At 37.9% G+C, this 18,057-nt stretch carries 17 protein-coding genes and 1 riboswitch; of the genes, 4 read left to right on the forward strand and 13 right to left on the reverse strand.

The annotated features are described in order from the left end of the window. Positions 1-193 precede the first annotated feature (193 nt). The 4 genes from AC2SLP_RS06605 (at position 194) to thiD (ending at position 3,926) form a co-directional block, all read left to right on the forward strand. On the forward strand, positions 194-787 hold the full coding sequence (locus tag AC2SLP_RS06605) for a septal ring lytic transglycosylase RlpA family protein (protein ID WP_486535882.1): 594 nt from the start codon (positions 194-196) through the stop codon (positions 785-787). Between the two features lie 228 nt (positions 788-1,015). Then, positions 1,016-1,107: riboswitch (TPP riboswitch) on the forward strand. 105 nt (positions 1,108-1,212) lie between these two features. Further along, positions 1,213-2,022 carry a hydroxyethylthiazole kinase gene (gene thiM, locus AC2SLP_RS06610; RefSeq protein ID WP_486535883.1) on the forward strand — a complete coding sequence of 270 codons (810 nt, stop codon included), beginning with the start codon at positions 1,213-1,215 and terminating at the stop codon, positions 2,020-2,022. A 316-nt stretch (positions 2,023-2,338) separates the two neighbouring features. Next, the gene (gene thiE / locus AC2SLP_RS06615; protein ID WP_486535884.1) at positions 2,339-2,986 is read left to right on the forward strand and encodes a thiamine phosphate synthase; all 648 of its coding nucleotides are present in this window, start codon (positions 2,339-2,341) and stop codon (positions 2,984-2,986) included. Between the two features lie 154 nt (positions 2,987-3,140). Then, positions 3,141-3,926: a bifunctional hydroxymethylpyrimidine kinase/phosphomethylpyrimidine kinase gene (thiD, locus tag AC2SLP_RS06620; protein ID WP_486535885.1), complete on the forward strand. Its 786-nt coding sequence runs from the start codon at positions 3,141-3,143 to the stop codon at positions 3,924-3,926. A 32-nt stretch (positions 3,927-3,958) separates the two neighbouring features. On the opposite strand, the gene radA is transcribed toward thiD, so the two are convergent. The 13 genes from radA to msrB form a co-directional block, all read right to left on the reverse strand. Next, complete coding sequence (gene radA / locus AC2SLP_RS06625) at positions 3,959-5,413, reverse strand: DNA repair protein RadA (protein WP_486535886.1); 1,455 nt, start codon at positions 5,411-5,413, stop codon at positions 3,959-3,961. A 237-nt stretch (positions 5,414-5,650) separates the two neighbouring features. Further along, a complete protein-coding gene (gene lptB / locus AC2SLP_RS06630; RefSeq protein WP_486535962.1) occupies positions 5,651-6,367 on the reverse strand; it encodes an LPS export ABC transporter ATP-binding protein in 717 nt (238 codons plus the stop codon). 93 nt (positions 6,368-6,460) lie between these two features. Beyond that, positions 6,461-6,961, reverse strand: a complete 501-nt coding sequence (gene lptA, locus AC2SLP_RS06635; RefSeq protein ID WP_486535887.1) for a lipopolysaccharide transport periplasmic protein LptA — start codon at positions 6,959-6,961, stop codon at positions 6,461-6,463. Positions 6,962-7,226: 265 nt separating this feature from the next. Beyond that, the gene (lptC, locus tag AC2SLP_RS06640; protein ID WP_486535888.1) at positions 7,227-7,817 is read right to left on the reverse strand and encodes an LPS export ABC transporter periplasmic protein LptC; all 591 of its coding nucleotides are present in this window, start codon (positions 7,815-7,817) and stop codon (positions 7,227-7,229) included. Between the two features lie 320 nt (positions 7,818-8,137). Further along, positions 8,138-8,665, reverse strand: coding sequence for a KdsC family phosphatase (locus tag AC2SLP_RS06645; protein ID WP_486535889.1), 528 nt, complete (start codon positions 8,663-8,665; stop codon positions 8,138-8,140). Positions 8,666-8,856: 191 nt separating this feature from the next. Then, positions 8,857-9,855: a KpsF/GutQ family sugar-phosphate isomerase gene (locus tag AC2SLP_RS06650; protein WP_486535890.1), complete on the reverse strand. Its 999-nt coding sequence runs from the start codon at positions 9,853-9,855 to the stop codon at positions 8,857-8,859. 567 nt (positions 9,856-10,422) lie between these two features. Then, entirely contained in the window at positions 10,423-11,097 is a 675-nt protein-coding gene (gene hfq / locus AC2SLP_RS06655; RefSeq protein WP_486535891.1) for an RNA chaperone Hfq, read from the reverse strand. A gap of 222 nt (positions 11,098-11,319) precedes the next feature. Next, positions 11,320-12,357 (reverse strand): tRNA (adenosine(37)-N6)-dimethylallyltransferase MiaA, encoded by a 1,038-nt coding sequence (gene miaA / locus AC2SLP_RS06660; RefSeq protein ID WP_486535963.1) that lies wholly within the window; start codon positions 12,355-12,357, stop codon positions 11,320-11,322. Between the two features lie 147 nt (positions 12,358-12,504). Further along, on the reverse strand, positions 12,505-14,580 hold the full coding sequence (gene mutL / locus AC2SLP_RS06665) for a DNA mismatch repair endonuclease MutL (RefSeq protein ID WP_486535892.1): 2,076 nt from the start codon (positions 14,578-14,580) through the stop codon (positions 12,505-12,507). A 203-nt stretch (positions 14,581-14,783) separates the two neighbouring features. Then, positions 14,784-15,296: a tRNA (adenosine(37)-N6)-threonylcarbamoyltransferase complex ATPase subunit type 1 TsaE gene (gene tsaE, locus AC2SLP_RS06670; protein WP_486535893.1), complete on the reverse strand. Its 513-nt coding sequence runs from the start codon at positions 15,294-15,296 to the stop codon at positions 14,784-14,786. A 141-nt stretch (positions 15,297-15,437) separates the two neighbouring features. Continuing rightward, positions 15,438-16,031 carry a 6-pyruvoyl trahydropterin synthase family protein gene (locus tag AC2SLP_RS06675; protein WP_486535894.1) on the reverse strand — a complete coding sequence of 198 codons (594 nt, stop codon included), beginning with the start codon at positions 16,029-16,031 and terminating at the stop codon, positions 15,438-15,440. Positions 16,032-16,399: 368 nt separating this feature from the next. Then, positions 16,400-16,876, reverse strand: coding sequence for a glutathione peroxidase (locus AC2SLP_RS06680; protein ID WP_486535895.1), 477 nt, complete (start codon positions 16,874-16,876; stop codon positions 16,400-16,402). A gap of 577 nt (positions 16,877-17,453) precedes the next feature. Next, positions 17,454-17,882: a peptide-methionine (R)-S-oxide reductase MsrB gene (gene msrB / locus AC2SLP_RS06685; RefSeq protein ID WP_486535896.1), complete on the reverse strand. Its 429-nt coding sequence runs from the start codon at positions 17,880-17,882 to the stop codon at positions 17,454-17,456. Positions 17,883-18,057 lie beyond the last annotated feature (175 nt).

The raw sequence follows: 18,057 nt of genomic DNA on the forward strand, positions 1-18,057 counted from the left end.
ACTTGTAAAACATACTTATTTAATGTTAAGTTACAAAACGTCAACAATGAAACATTTAATAGTGATAATAAAGTCGTACTTTATATAACTAATGCTAAAACACCATTTTAACTTGTCTATGCGCAATATTTATTAAAGAATGCATAGTTTCTCGAGTTTGAATTATTATTCAATAGATACTTATGAGGCAATTATGATGAAGATTTCATCAGCACTATGTGGTTTTGCATGTATGATCGGTGCAACCTCTTTAGTTCATGCCACGGACTATAATCAAGTTGGTGGAGCCAAAGACTCTAATAATATTGATATGGTACTAAGCCAATTAGCACACCAACAACAATCACCATCATTATTCCAAGCGTCCTTTGAACCAACATCATTAGCTAATAATAGCAGCTTAATTAAATCTAGAACGGTCAATGCCTCTAACAATAATGATGATGTTTTATCTCATTTAACGTTAGTTGCATCAAACTCAGTCAATAACTTTAAACAAAACGGTCGTGCATCTTGGTACGGCGGCAAATTTCATGGAAGAAAAACGGCTAGTGGCGAACGTTTTAATATGAACTCTTTGACCGCTGCACACCGATCTTTACCTTTTAATACTTATCTAAAAGTAACTAATAAGCACAATGGCCGCAGTGTTGTTGTTAAAGTAAATGACCGTGGTCCATTCCATGGTAATCGTGTTTTAGACCTCTCTTACGGCGCAGCTAAAAAGATTGGCTTAGTTAATCGTGGTACTGCTAATGTTGTTATCGAACGTGTCAATAATCCATAACCTATATATAAACTAAAACTATTTTAATTATTTATTATAGTTTTAGGATAGATATTGATTCATATATTATATAAATTCAAAGCCTATTTTTAATAATGTTAAGACTTACCTAGTTAAGTCTTTTTTTATGTCCTAAACTCTATAAAAACGATTTGTTATACCAGTAATAAACCGCACTGGCTTGTTAAACTTAATCAATTTCGCTATGATATAAACTCAATTGATCAATGTTAGTCACAGGGGCGCCATCTATTGGCTGAGACGTACCCTTTGAACCTGATCCAGATTATACTGGCGTAGGGAGTGTATAGCAGTACTGCAAAGCTTATTTGTAATTTAAATTAATTTTTTAATTATGGCATTTAATTTAACTGCTGCGGTACTCTGTGTGTTTTCTTTCGCCCTCTTTTTCTTTAGAGGGAAATATGCAATCTAAATCTATCCAATCTCACTTTACTAATTTCAAAAAACATTCTCCATTAGTTCATAATATTACCAATGATGTTGCTAACAATACGGTTGCTAATGTTTTATTAGCCAGTGGTGCATCGCCCGCTATGGTAATAGCTATTGAAGAAGCTCCTGATTTTGTCAAAATATCCCATGCATTAGCCCTCAATATCGGCACGCTTTGCTCACAAAGCTTAGAGAGTATGCTTGCCACAGCACAATCTGCTCACGACAATAATATACCTTGGGTTTTAGATCCAGTTGCAGTAGGCGTTACGTCCTTTCGTCTTTTTGCTTGCAAGCAGCTATTAAAGTTCAAACCCGACGTAATACGCGGAAACGCATCAGAAATCTTAGCCTTAGCGGGAATGAGTAGCTCTAGTAAAGGCGCAGATAGTGGAGATAGTGTTCAATCAGCAAAGCGTGCCGCTGCCAGTTTATTAGAACATGCATCCGTTGTCATAGTAACCGGAGAAACTGATTGGGTTACTGATGGTAAGCACTGCTGGTCTATAGAAAATGGCGATCTTATGATGACAAAAGTCACCGCTATAGGCTGTGCTTTATCTGCACTTATAGCAGGTATTGTTGCTTCAAATACTGAGCACAAAGGTGAAGCTGCTGCCGTCGCTCTTTGCTTCTATGGTCTAGCTGGCGAACTTGCAGCCAAAACTAGCAATGGTCCAGGTAGCTTTTATGTTGAATTTTTAGATGCCCTCCATAACCTAGATGCCTTACAACTTGCTAGAGACTCAAAGGTTAGCGCATCATTATTTGATACATAGTTTATTATTTGATAGACCACACTCTCAACTCTTGACGTAAGCTATGGCTTTAGCACAGCAATATGAATAAAAAATTTGCGATTTTCTGGGCTAAAAGCACCAGCCTACTAGGCAGTTTAATAAATTAAGAGTGGGGTTTAATATAGTCGGCGAACTTATAAAGAGTCACGGTGTTAATCTTGTTAAGCCTACTCCAGTAGTACTTGCACTCGGTTGCCTTGTGACTACTTTAAAGTTCTTTGACTATAGCTAATGAATGATAGCAGTTTAGTCGCTATGTATTAATAATTATAAGTATTAAAGATTAGGGAGGACGATGATGACTCTGGTTGCTCAACAAAAGATAGCTTCTGCTTTACGATTATACTTGGTCACTGATCCTAGTATGTGTGCAAAACGAGGGCTTATCGACACCGTTTGTGCAGCAATTGAAGGCGGTGCCACGATGGTACAACTGCGTGACAAACAAGCTTGTGATGACGACTTATATCATACTGCTTGCGAGCTTAAAGAAGCCATAGATGGCCGAGTACCATTAATACTAAATGATCGGGTTCATATAGCGTATAAAGCAAAACTTAATGGCGTGCATATTGGTCAGGGGGATATGAATGTTAAAGAAGCCCGTCGTATCTTAGGACCACAGGCATTAATAGGTCTGTCTATAGGAAATTTAGAAGAATGCCAAGAAGCCCAGACTTATTTTCTTGATGATTTAGATTATTTTGGTATTGGTCCGGTATATCCCACCAAAACTAAAAAAAATCACGCCCAACCCTTAAGTGTACAAGGTATCGATACACTCGCTCAAGCTAGTAAACTGCCTACGGTGGCAATTGGTGGTATAAATTTGAACAATGCAAAGGAGATTTATAATACCAGTTGTGATGGTATTGCAGTCGTGTCGGCCATTTGCGCTGCGCACAACCCTAAACAAGCGGCTTATGATTTCATAACTCTCTAAAAACTTACTATGGGCTGTACAGAATTGATTAATTGGGACTGCTGATAGCAAAGTAAGATGTTTGAACAAGTTACCTACACATGGTACCTAAGTAAAGTACCTAACACGCTTTAAAAATTTCTGATAACTACATATCGTCTTTAAGGATAATAAAATGATATCTAATATATTAACGATTGCAGGCACCGATTGTACAGGCGGAGCGGGCATTCAAGCAGATATTAAAGCCATAAGCGCGAATGGGGGTTATGCAATGAGTGTCATCACGGGTGTAGTAGCTCAAAATACTCAAGGCGTTCAAAAGGTACAAATATTACCCATTGATATGATACAAGCGCAGCTCAATTCAGTATTTGATGATGTGCGAGTCGATGCTGTTAAGATAGGCATGTTAGGCAACTCCGAGATTATTCGCTGCGTTGTTGATGCGCTAAACAAATACCAACCAAAAAAGGTGGTACTTGATCCTGTTATGGTTGCAAAAAGTGGCGATAGATTATTAGAATCTGATGCGGTTCAGGCTATGCGAGAGCTATTGATTCCGAACGTAGGTTTAATGACACCTAATTTACCCGAATCTGCTTATTTACTGAATATGTCAGAAGCCCAGAATCGTGAAGATATGATTCAGCAGGCTAAAAGTTTTGCGGTACCTACTTTATTAAAAGGTGGACATCTGACAATGGACAGCTCTCCAGATTTGTTAGTTTGTGACGGAGAGTTTTATTGGTATGAGAGTCCTCGTATTTCTACTAAGAATAGTCACGGTACAGGCTGCACCCTCTCAGCAGCTATTGCAACTTTTTGGGGTCAAGGCGATACGTTAAATACAGCTTGTGATAAAGCAAAAGACTATTTAACTGGCGCTCTACAGAATGCCTCAAAATTAAAGGTAGGCCGTGGTCAGGGGCCCGTTCATCATTTTTATAAATATTATTAACGACGATCTAATTGATGACCTAAGCGGCCGTATTAGTTTATTTCAAAAGCCCGGTCTATGGCATCATCTAACCTATCGGCTGTTATCACATTTATATCTTTGAATTGTCCCATCAAATCCTTTGGCGCATTTGCTTTGGGCACTATGGCATGTTTAAAACCGTGCTTCATTGCTTCTTTAAGCCTTTCTTGACCATTTGGTACAGGACGTATCTCTCCAGAGAGCCCTACCTCTCCAAACACAGCTAATGACGAGGGTAAAGGTTTTTCTTTAATACTAGAAGCACAAGCCAGTAATACTGCCAAATCTGAACCTGTCTCCATCACCTTAACCCCGCCCACGACATTGACATAGACATCTTGACCGCTGGTATGAATACCGCCGTGACGATGCATGACCGCCAATAGCATTGCCAGTCGCTGCTGATCCAATCCAAGCGCCATTCGTCTAGGTTGTCCTGCCGAGTCATCTACTAAGGCTTGTACCTCGACCAATAAAGGCCGCGTACCTTCACGGCTTACCATAACAACAGAACCTGAAATGGGCTTTTCATAGCGGCTTAAAAATATTGCCGAAGGGTTTGCCACCTCTTTTAGACCCGTATCAGTCATACCGAAAATACCGAGCTCATTAACCGCTCCAAATCGATTTTTGACCGCTCTTATCATTCTAAATCTTGAATCGGACTGGCCTTCAAAATACAGTACCGTATCTACCATGTGCTCAAGTACGCGTGGGCCTGCCAGCGTACCTTCTTTAGTCACATGCCCCACTAGAAATAACGCCGTACCTGTTTGTTTAGCATAGCGGGTTAGCATGGCAGCAGACTCACGTATTTGGCTTACCCCACCTGGAGCCGAATTGATCGCATCGGTATAAATCGTTTGTATAGAATCAATAATTGCAACTGCGGGTTGTTCTTGAGTCAACGCTGCGCAAATTGTTTCTACATTTGTTTCAGTCATCACCTTTAAATGAGTGGCTGGTAAACCAAGACGTTGAGCGCGCATTGCAACTTGAGATAACGACTCCTCACCGGTCACGTATAGCGCACTACCTGATAATGATTCAGGGTCAGCCATGTAAGCTGCTGTTTGTAATAATATTGTTGATTTACCAATCCCAGGATCACCTCCAATTAAGACGACAGACCCTGCTACCAATCCGCCGCCCAAAACACGGTTAAACTCGCTGATACCTGTAGGTAATCTGGTATCGAATGTGACATTAATTGAATTGAGTGTCACGACCCCACTTTGTGAACCTGAATAGTTACTCCGTTCTGCTGCTATCGTGGACCCATCTCTTGCAGGCGCTCCTGTATATGAGGGCTTTGATGATTTACTAGGCGTCTTATGATGCGGCATACTCACATTAGGGGCTTCCACTAAGGTATTCCATTCGCCACAATCTGAGCATTGACCCGACCATTTACCGAAATAAGCTCCACAGTTTTGACACACATAACTTGTTTTGGATTTCGCCATGAATTAACCTTGGTTGATAACAGTAACTTTGATAGATATTTTTTTAATAACTAGTATTGAGAGTTTGAAGCCTGCAGCTTGCAGCTTAGATTGTAAATTGAATTGAGTCAAAAATAGCCGACAAAAATGCCAGCTGTGTTGGTTAAGAGTGAAGTAGTTAGAATAATAAAATGAGAATACACGTCACAAAATGACGAAATAATTAGGTAATATTAGACTATCAAATCATCTAAATTATTAAATCATAGCTTGGAAATCTTTACCTAAATAGACTTCTTTGACCAGATCGTTGCTTAACACCTCAGCGGGTGTGCCATTTGCAATAATCTGACCTTCACTAACAATATAAGCGGATTCACAAATAGCAAGCGTCTCGCGAACATTATGATCAGTTATGAGCACGCCAATACCCCGCTCTTTTAAAGTAATGATAACCTCTTTAATATCACTGACAGAAATTGGGTCCACACCCGCAAATGGCTCATCTAATAAAATAAACTTTGGATTGGCCGCCAGAGCACGGGCTATCTCACAACGTCTTCGTTCGCCACCTGATACACTCATACCCAAAGAATGACGAACATGACCCAGATTAAAATCTTCAATAAGTTTTTCAAGTTCAGCTTGCTGGGCCTCTTTAGTTAAATCTTTGCGCGTTTGCAAAATAGCTAGAATGTTATCTTGTACACTGAGCTTTCTAAAAATAGAGGCTTCCTGGGGAAGATATCCAATACCAGCACGTGCACGTTCATGCATGGCGTATTTAGACAAATCGTTATTGCCGAGTTTGACCGTGCCTTTGTCCATATTCACAAGACCAACGACCATATAAAAACTGGTTGTTTTTCCTGCACCGTTAGGTCCTAACAGCCCAACAACTTGACCTTGCTCTACACTAAATGACACATCTTTTACGACCCAGCGCTTACCATAGCGTTTTGCAAGATTGCGCATGGTTAATACAGAATTATCGTGGGTTTGTGTGTTTGATAGCTCATTACTATCAATATGTTCTATATGTGCAGACGTGGGCTTATTGTGCATGAGTTATCTAATTCCTCTACGATTGGTACTCTCACTAGGCGGAAAAATAAGCTCAACTCGCTGGCTACCACCAGCAGTTGCTTCAACATCACCAAGCTTCAAACTATAGCGAATCTCATTACCAGAAAAGCTCGCGCCATTTTGTGACAACTTAGCATTACCGGTGAGTGTTACAATCCCAGTTTGAGCATTGTAATCGATACGATTTGCTTGGCCTTTCGCTAGACCCTTTTCTTGAGTCACTACTTGCTGCATAGTAGCAGGACGACCTGTAGCAACTGCGGACTGAATACTGCGTGACCCCGATAAATTAACCACTATTTTATCAGCTGAAAGTTTAAGTGTGCCTTGGGTTATCGTCACGTCGCCATAATAAGAGGTTACGCCAGTACGCTCACTGTAAGTTGCTTTGTCTGCGAGTAATCGTATGGGCTGATTAGCATCAGAAGGTAAAGCGTTGACAGTCATAGACGCCATCATAGTCGTCGAAATAATAGCTGTCATTTTAACCGCACTTATCAAATTAAATGACCAAGTCGGTGCTATGCAATTAGAGCGTTTATTCACTATTTATTTCCCAATGTTATATCAATTATTTCATTTTTGATTATGAGGTAAGGCCGTTTATTAACTTTAGTGTTTTTGAGTTTAATATATTTACCTTAAAACTTTTAGTGTTGTAAGAGGTAAGATTAGTTACTCATTAGTGATTTTAAATGATACAAAAGTCTCATCAATTAGTTACTGTTCAATAGCATACAAGGCGTTATTAAAATAAAGGAACATCTTTACGTTTTGGTGGCATGAATGTGACTGCAACCATAGAAAAATCATACTCTCCAGTTTGCAAGTTTGCAGAAAAGTCGGCAGCTTTAAAACTGTTATTAGCTTGAACAACCTGAATAGGCGTATCACTATATACCTGCTTGCTATTCAAATCGCCAATAAGTTTCTGCGCTTCAAGTTTGATCGGAGCGCTAATAGTATCAGAATTTGCATAAGCATTTCGGCTTGAAAACAACACATTATCTGTCATAACAACTTTATTTTGCTCATGAAACATAGTGGCTTCATTTGCATTTATCACCACATTTCGAGAAGCATTTGGTCGCCAATTAAGCGTCATTCCAATAAGTTTATCTGCATTTTGAGCGTAATAATGGGTTAGTTCATCAGCAGTCAATGCATACTCGGCCACACCCTCAATATTTGTTTGGACAGCCAATATATCGGTTGCTTGATACTCAATATTAGTTTCAGCCAAGTTTACGACAGAATCTAAATCACCTTGGTTTCTATAAAACCAGACAGCGAACACCATCACGACAAGAGACAATACAAATAAAAAGCGTGTATTCATGATATTTCTACAGTAGATTCGTTTGTTAAGACGTCAATTATATTATAAATTTAAAAACCTAATGTTTTAAGTCTCATTCGTATGAGTTATGAGACCGATAGCTTATCAAACGGATAGCTTGTTAACTAACATAATTAGTTGCTTGGTAGTTAGTTAACATAATTAGTTGCTTGGTAGTTTGAATGCTTGGTCTAAATAGATCAGTAGCTCAGCGGCTTTAAAGCGTAAGCGTATGCTTAAATCATCGAATAATATGATTGATAGTTTAAAGATTTAGTGAACGAACTAGCAACTGGTCTTATCACTATAAGTTTTTAAACTTAATCAACCAAATATTGACTTAGAAACTCATCATACTTCTTGTGACCCTTTAAGATTACATCACAGACTTCACGTACAGCGCCTTCTCCACCATCACGTGTAGTCACCATCATGACTCTGCTTAATACCTCAGAATGTGCATTAGCTACCGTCGCAGAAAAACCAACAGTCTGTAATGCTTTGATATCAGGTAAGTCATCGCCCATATAAGCACAATCTTCGAGTTCGTAAGGAAGGTCTTCAATTAACTCTTTTAAAGCCAATAGTTTATCATCACGGCCTTGTACAACATAATCAATGCCCATTTCGCTAGCCCGCTTGTCTACCATAGGACTCGTTCGGCCCGTTATGATCGCAGTTTTAACGCCCGCAAATTTAAGAGATTTTACCCCTATCCCATCTTTAACATTAAAGCTCTTAGTTTCGATGCCATTAGCATCATAGACAATATGACCATCGGATAAAATGCCATCCACATCTAAAACCAATAGCTTAACTTTGCTAGCGTCTTGAATTAAGTCTTGCATATTAACTCTCTTAAATAGTTATCATGTTAATTAGTATAGGTGTTAATTTAACTAAGTATGTTCCTAGCATTTCATTAAAGCTTTAAAGTCTATTGTTTGATTATTATATACATGATTGAGGCAATTATATTGAGGCTGTTGAATATCAAACACCTTTAAACCTTCAAAAAATTCGCAGATTAAAGAGCGTGTTACGTCACTCCTGCTTGAATAAGATCATGTATAGAAATAACGCCCTCTAAGCGCAGGTTTTCATCTACAATCAACAATTGACTAATCTCTAATTCATTCATGATACTTAAGGCATCAGACGCACGTGTATCTTTGGATATTTGCTTAGGATTTGGGGTCATTATTTGCTGCATAGACGTGTCTAAATCAATATGTTTCTCAAGAGCTCGGCGCAAATCGCCATCAGTAAAAATACCCACCACTTTGCTGTCTGAATCAATAACCACGGCCATACCAAGACGTCCACTAGTCATGGTGAACAAAGCTTCATGCAGGCTTGTACTCGTATTGACCGTTGGCAACTCAAGCTCACTTTTATCCTTGTGCATCAGATCACTCACTCGCATAAGCAGCTTGCGTCCCAGAGCACCTGCTGGATGAGACATTGCGAAATCTTCGGATGTAAAATTTCGTAGATGCACAAGCGTTACTGCAATCGCATCACCGAGTGCCAATGTTGCTGTTGTACTTGATGTGGGCGCTAACCCTAACGGGCATGCCTCATCAAAAGCGCCTAGGGTTAATGCAACGTTTGCATTTTTGGGTAACATCCCACGTTTATCACGGCTAATACTTATGAGCGGTATAGACAACTGTTTGACAACAGGTAGTAATGTTTTAATTTCATATGACTCGCCAGAATTTGAAATGGCTAATAGCACATCTCCGGCGACTAACATACCCAGATCCCCATGACCTGCTTCACCTGGATGCATAAAGAATGCTGGGGTTCCAGTAGAGGCAAAAGTTGCCGCAATTTTACGTCCAATATGGCCTGATTTACCCATCCCAGTGACAACAACTCGTCCACTACAGTTGAGTATCAAATCACAAGCACTCACAAAACGTTCATCAAGTTGGCCTATTAATAAATCTAAAGCTGCCTGTTCAGTACGAATGGCATCAGAAGCATAGTCGATATAACGTTTCTCTTTATCAGATAAGGTATGAGATGTCATAAATTTATTATTTTCTTTTTAGTAGATATATTCAAGATACGAATTAAAGATACAATTAGCCTGTTAATGAATCAGTTTTTATGTTTAATAAATAAATAACGAGTCTATTAATGAGCTTATGAACAGCATAAGTTTAGCATATTAAGATTGGTCGATATCAAACGTCTATGTAAAGCATCTGTAATTCAGTAATCGTTATATGAGGGCTAGGTTATAAAGACCCATGTATAGACACTCAATTAAAAAATATCAGAAGTTTTTAAAGAGCTCATAGTAGCGTTTTCAAAAAGGTATAAAAATAAATTAATCGATAGTCATTAAAAAACCTGCTTGAAGCAGGTCCTATTCGTATATTAAGTATATTGGTTATTATTTAATTTATTGACTTAGTGTTGATGATAGACAGTCCTAAATCATTAAATAGATATTTAAATACTCTTCACTTAGCTTTCTATTAGCTTTAAAGCGTACACTATTAGTTATAAAATAATCTATATAGTTAACGTTTAATTAATCAGAACAATATGATATTTATAAATCAAAAACTAAATACTAATTAAATAAATACTAATCTTCTTTATTAAACCCACCAGACTCATTATCAGGATTTCTATTAAATTCCGATCTTAAGTTATTAGAATCGGATGTTGAGCTTGAGATATTTGATGTATCAGCACCTTTATCTTCAAACCCTTTATCTGCAAACCCTTTATCTTCAAACCCTTTATCTGCAAATCCTTTATCTGCAAATCCGCGATTTTCAAAACCTTGTTGAGACCGATTACCAAAAGAATTGTCCGTCTCAAAGCCTTTATCACTTTCAAAGCCACGTTTATTGGCAAAGTCACGGTCTTCAGTAAGGCCGCCACGTTCTTGATTAAAACCTCGTTCAGGGAAGCCGCCACGGTTAAAGCTGCTGCGTTTGTTTGCAAAACCACCAGACTCAAACCCAGTTGGGGTAGGTGCCGCACCGAACCCACCTTGGAAACCTGACGATTGCGACGTGGTAGCGCCTTGAGTCGTCGTGCTACTACTACGAGGATTACGAGCAGGAACTACAGTTGATATGGCATGTTTATAGACCATTTGACTCACGGTATTTTTTAGTAGAACGACATATTGATCAAATGATTCAATCTGACCTTGCAGCTTGATACCATTAACTAAAAAAATAGATACTGGAATACGATCTTTTCTTAACGAATTTAAAAATGGATCTTGTAACGTCTGTCCTTTAGACATAATTTGTGTCTCCTTTTTCTAATTTATTATTTATGGATGACAAAGTTAAGTTAGCCTCTGAAAATCTTAATTATTTCAATATGTACTATTTAATCAGACTAATCTAGTATTTAAAATAACTTTATGGATACGTTATCATTTATCATACTAAAAGAGTCATAAAATGACACTAAATTTGTTACCACATATAAATAAAAAGAACTATTACAAAAGATTAAAAGTTTATATTAATGAAATAATATAACGTTTGGCGTCTTCCATGGTTGAAAACTTAAGGACTATTTTGTTATTTGAATTTAATGACCCGTCCTCTTTCGTACCATATGTTGACAATAGGTTTCTAAGCCATGTATATTGGCGCTTTGCAAGCTGTCTAGTTGCATATAATGCCTTATTTTTCATATGTTGACAAGAAATATCCTTATCATAATCAGGGTTTTTAGATGGCTGTATTTGTGACACTTTATCTTTATGGTCTGACATAATTTGTAAGTGTGGAACACTCGAATCTTTAGTTTGTATAAGATAATCAATAACTTGACGATAACCCACACATCGCATAGAAGGGGCGTCATCTGTTAACGCGTATTTATTTAATAAGTATTTGACCTCATCAACGAACCCTTCCTCCCACATCATCTTAAGTCGCAATTCAATCCGTTCGTGCAGCCATTTTCTATCTGGCATTACTGCTATGCCTATCCAGAGCTGATTTGGATTATCAGATAATGCCTGTTTTGGTAGTTGCTGCCAATAACTTAATGGCTTGCCAGTTTGTCTAAATACTTCTATGGCTCTAGTAATACGCTGTGAATCATTAATGTTTAGTCGTTCGGCGATATCAGGATCAACCTCTGATAAATATTGATACAATGTATTAATACCAGCTTCTTGTCGCCACTGTTCAACCTCTTCTCGTACTTTAAAATCTGTTTGCGGTACTGGGGATAGTCCAGCAAACAAAGCCATGTAGTACATCATCGTCCCTCCGACTAGCAGAGGAATCTTACCTCTCGCATGTACGTCATTTATTAATGCGTCTATATCTTCCACGAAATTAGCCACACTATATGTTTCAGTTGGGTCAATGATATCAACTAAATAATGGGGATATTTTTCAAGTTCATCTTGGGTTGGTTTCGCCGTACCAATGTCCATTTCGCGATATATCAATGCAGAATCTACAGATATAAGCTCGATTCGGCCTGTATCATATAGCTCGTATGCAAGTGACGTTTTACCACTTGCCGTAGGCGCCATCAAACATAGCACAGCGTTATCAGGTAACTTATCCAAATCTTTTGATAAATGAGCGGTATCTGTAATGGTATTGAACACGTTATACTCGATTGAAAGTTATGTAAGATGATTTATGAGAGGAATAAACTATGTGGATATTCTTTTGGATTAAGAATCATCTAGGGATTTAGATTGACTTAATAAAATTGCAACAAGCTCCTGCATTTGTAGTTCGGCGAGCGCTGCAGCAGATAAATTATCACCGATATCTTTTGGGTCAACGTCTGTTTGAAAGCTTAAAACACGGTCAAACATTTGGTTGATGTGCGCAGCATTAATTTTATTACCTGCCATATAATTAACATTTATCGACGTCATCAAATCTGACAATCCAAGCAAGTACATAGCAGAGTCAATTTGCACTAAGGCCAGCATTGAATGATCACTTAGACCCGATAGCTGATCTTCAAACGCATCAACTACTATGTTGTTGGTATTGTCGTTATTAAAGATACCCAAACATCTTATATTATGTTCACTATAGGTCAAATCGGATTGGTTATGTGCCCTCGAATTAGCTAGATACTGAAATGATGACTCTCTAACATTTTGACGTGAATTATCCTGAGCAATGCCCAAATTTACCGTGTTTGTAGAGGATGTCGCAGTATCGCTACAATAGATATGTTTAGAACGACTGCTAGTATAATGTTTGCTATTAGAACAACTGCTACTAGAACGACCACTACCAAAGCTGCCAACGTCTAACTCAAGCTCTGATTTATCAATGAGCTCCTCGTTGTTTATTTGTGGACTATTTTGACGACTATGATATGATGACAAAGATGATTTTAGAGGCGTCTTAAAAGACGATTGGTTTGGCTGTTCGACCGTTTCTAAATTAAATTGACGTTTTTTCCACTCGCGCAGCGCATCCTTAGTACCCACATCTAAATAAGCCATAATGTTAGCTAAGTTTTGAATTTTGATGCATTGCTTTGATGGGTGCACATTCAAGTTTAGCCATTGTTTTGGCAATCTAAAAAATAAAACATACCCTAAACTTTTCACTTCCTTAGCACAGTCTCGCATGCATTTAGAAATGCGACTGTCTTTAACCAGCCGTCCATTTATATATATCAACTTAGATATGTTATTAATATGCTTTTGATCGCTTGGAATCAAGAAACCTTGAATATCTATAGGGTGCGAATTGTCGTTTAGGACAGTCTCGTCTAGGACAGTCTCGTTATGAGAGTATGGGGTTATTGGCGGGCTGGAATTAACCCTCAATCTTTCTAAATCTATTGCAATAGGCTGAAGGTTATAGACATCAAATAAAGATGACTGTGTGGTTGGAAAAATTGAGCGTATTCGAGACAAAACTGACTGATGAAAACCAGTAGGCACATGGCGATTGCTATTGCTATGAGCATGGGTATGATCCAAAACATTCACATCAAAACTATCAAAGCGATCATCATCTGTAAGCTGAATTGGCTCGAAATGAAATCGCTTCTTACCGTTATGCCACATATTAAAACTTATGTCACTGGCTACCAATGCCAAATACTTAACCACTTCTTCAATATGAGCATATTCAGTCGAAATCGATTTTAAATTAGCTCGTCTCGCGGGTACATTAAAATATAAATCCCTAACAGTAACGGTTGTACCGCATGGGTGGACAACGGGAACGAGTTCTGGCGAATCATCTAAAATACCTGCTACATTAAGTGCACGTCCTATACCACTATGATTGGCGCTACTGGTTAATGTCAGTCTAGATACTGAAGCAGTAGCGGCCAGAGCTTCTCCTCTAAAACCTAGCGTCGCTATGCCTTGTAGATGCGCCACATCTGCTATTTTACTGGTGGCAAAACGTGTTACCGCCATAACCATATCGTCAGGATGTATGCCGTAGCCATTATCACTTACTTCTATAAACCCCATTCCACCCTGTGTAATTCGAACATCAATAGACGTTGCACCAGCGTCAATAGCATTTTCTACCAACTCTTTTACCACCGAAGCTGGCCGTGTTACGACTTCCCCGGCTGCAAGTTGATTGACTAAAAGTGGTGATAGTTTTTTGATACGATTTGAATTTAAGGTGGTATTTGACGGCACATTAGAGGGTGAAAGATTATTTTTAGAAGACGTTGAGCTGCCCTGCCTATACATTGTTAGGTCATTTTGACTTAGGGTCTTTAAGTTGTTTGTAGGGCCATTGCTTAAGTTCATTATTTTATTCAATTTAATTTATAAAAACGATTTTCTAAATATTGTTCTTTAGTTACTGTGGCTTAATTACTGTTATTTAATTACTATTATTTAATTACTGATATCATATTATTTTTATTTAATTACTGTTATTTAATTACTGGTATCATCTTATTGTTAGCAGATTTATGATATTCAAATGATAGCTACTAAATACTATATCTTTATTTATAGTTATCAACATTAAGAACAAGTGTTTCATCTGATTCAATCTGGACTTGTCTAACAGTACTCCCTTCATACTCAACCAGTTTCATATGAATTTTCATCAGCGGTGTTGGTAAGTACTCTAAAGCTTTGCTGGCCCACTCTATAATGACAAGCGCATGGTCATCTTCAAGATATTCTTCAAAACCAATGAATGATAGTTCTTCAGGATCTTGTAAACGGTAAAGATCAGCATGATAAACGCGCTCAAGCGTGCTATTTCTACTCTGAATCATATTATTCAATTCATACGGTTCTACCAAGGTATAGGTTGGACTTTTAACAGCACCTTCATGACCTAGAGCGCGTAACCAATAGCGCGTCAAAGTTGTTTTACCAGCTCCCATATCCCCTATCAGCCATACACTGCCCAATATTTCGTTACTGGCTAACCACTCAGCAAACCTTTTGGTATCTTGTTCAGAATATAAAATAATAGGGGTAGATTCAGATGTGGATTCTTGAGGCATATTGTTCTCACTCAAAAGCTACTTAAATTAAAGCTAGTGAATTAAAAGTATAACCTGATTAGACATTAGCTTTAACGAGGATTTATTTATGGGATAATTTGGAGGTGAATCTGACCAAATTTCTATGGATGTTTGGAAAGTCTATTTAATTTGTAACTGAACCTCAGGATTGATAAACGGCTCCCCTGCGATCAATTTAGAGTACATCTCGGGATCATGCCATTCCTGCTTAACTTGATCACTAAATTCAAAATCTTCGAGTTTAAGAATACCCATATCTTCATTAGCGACATCTTCCTCAAAACATTGTGCGTAGCCAGTTGCGGTCTCATGAGCAATGACGGAATACACACTCACGCCTGCTTCGCCATTGACCATATTAGTTTGATTCAGAATATTTTGTGCCCAAAAAAATATAACCCTTGAAAACTGCTCGGCAGATGGAGAAACAGGTAGGCTAATCCACCGCGCACTGAATTTTTTGCACATTGCTATGTATTCAGGGTCATCTCTGTTCCAAAAACAGATGGCATGATCAAAGCTATCAATGATGTCTTTAATAGAGGATTTTAATAACCCAAAATCATACACCATTTGTCCGTTGTCGAGTCTATCAGCTTGTAATATAAGCTCAATTTGATAGCTATGACCATGGATCGAACGTTTACATCTATCCGAACTACAGTTACGCACTATATGCGCATTCTCAAACTTAAAGAGTTTTCTTATTCTCATTTACTCTCTCACTACTTTTGTTAACCTACTTTAATTTTTTAAAATAAAACCTATATGACACTTTCAGGAAGGTTTAATAGATCGATATAAAGCGCTTATAATTTGTAGACGCTGACTGTTTATGAATCAGATTTAAATTACTTCTACAGCTCACTACTTCTATACAGTTTAACATTTAAACGCGCAAACAAAAATGGATAACGCTATTTAGCACTATCCATTAAGTCCAGTAAGCAAATAAGCAGGTAAACAAATGAGCAAGCAAGCGAATTAGTTAATTCAGACAACAGATTAAATAATCAACGAGTCTACCTGATTATAATTCATGTTTTACTCATTTAATAAAGTTAAATAAGGGTTTAACGGCTTTAAAGCAGTTTTAGTATGTCTTTTTCAATAGCTTCAGGTTTTGATAACGAGGCATAGCGATCAGTCACCTCTCCACTAGAGTTTACAAGAAACTTTGTAAAGTTCCATTTGATCCCACTTGTTAAAAAACCACCCTCTTGCTTTTTAAGCCAAGTAAATATCGGATGCTCATTTTTACCATTAACATCAACTTTCTCCATCATCAAAAAGCTAACGCCATAATTTTTTTGACAAAAAGAACCAATTTCTTCATTCGAACCGGGATCCTGACTGCCAAACTGATTGCATGGGAAGCCTATTACGATAAGTCCTTGATCCTTATACTTTTGATACAACTTTTCAAGACCTTCAAATTGAGGTGTGAACCCACACTGACTGGCAGTATTCACAATCAATAGAACCTTATCCTTAAAGTCACTAAAATCAACTTCATTACCACTTAAATCATTGGCTTTAAAATCGTATATCGTTGTCATAATTGCATCCTTGTTATTATATTAATGATAAATTATGCCTATTGCTCAGACTTATCGTATTTATACGTTTGGCTTTAGCATTTTAAAACACGGCCTTTAAAAAACATAGCCTTTAAGCCTAGTACATAAGCTTATAAAATACTAAACAAACTTTAAATTAAATACCTCAAAAAATCATTAACTGAGTATAAGGGGCTTTATAGAATTGCTTAATTAGGACTGCTGATAGCAAACAGTTAATCAAAGCTGTGTTCCAAACTAGGCTTAAACCGCCGATAATGCCCGAAGCGTATTGGACCTTAGCTAGATTGACAACAATGTTTGGGCAATTTTAGCATCAGCCTTGAGAACGGTTCTCGAGCAAAGCATTGCTTTGCCCGTTCGCAAGGCAAGAGCTGTGCTCCAGAGGGGGTCAGGGCTATTTTTTGCCAATATATTGTGAATTTAATAATTAACGGTTCTAACTTACGATTCTAACTTAGAACGATTAAGCTGCGAAAATTCACCTGCATATTGACTAAAATATAGTCTCCGCCATCCCATAAATCAATTCAATACAGCCCCTAGTTTTTGATGACTAAGGCGTATCACTAGGCTCTAAATCAATAGCCACTGAGTTTATACAGTAACGCATGCCGGTTGTCTCTTTTGGTCCATCAGGAAACACATGACCTAAATGGCCACCACAATTGCTACAGGTAACTTCAACACGGCGCATACCATGCGACGTATCAAGATGTTCATCTATTGCAGAGTCGTCAACCGAAGCATCAAAACTAGGCCAGCCACATCCTGCATCAAATTTATTCTTTGATTCGAACAATTTAGTACCGCAGCCTTTACAGCGATAGGTACCCTGTTCGTTCATATCGTTGTGTATACCCGTAAATGGACGCTCCGTACCCTTTTGGCGTAGAACGTTGTACTCTTCTTGGGTCAAGCGCTCACGCCAGTCTGCATCAGTAAGCTGTTGTATCTCTTCTTTGGTTAATTGTGAATCTTGCATAATGATTCCTTAGGTTTGATTAGTTTCTAAAATTCTAAAAAATTCGCATCAGTGATTAAACTTCTATATATGACTTATGTATATAAATAGGGATTCATATTGTATTAGATTACATTTTAAAGATTTATATATATAGGGACGCAATACTCTATAGATGGGGTTGTAACACTTTAAG

This window comes from Psychrobacter sp. CX21 (assembly GCF_057396255.1).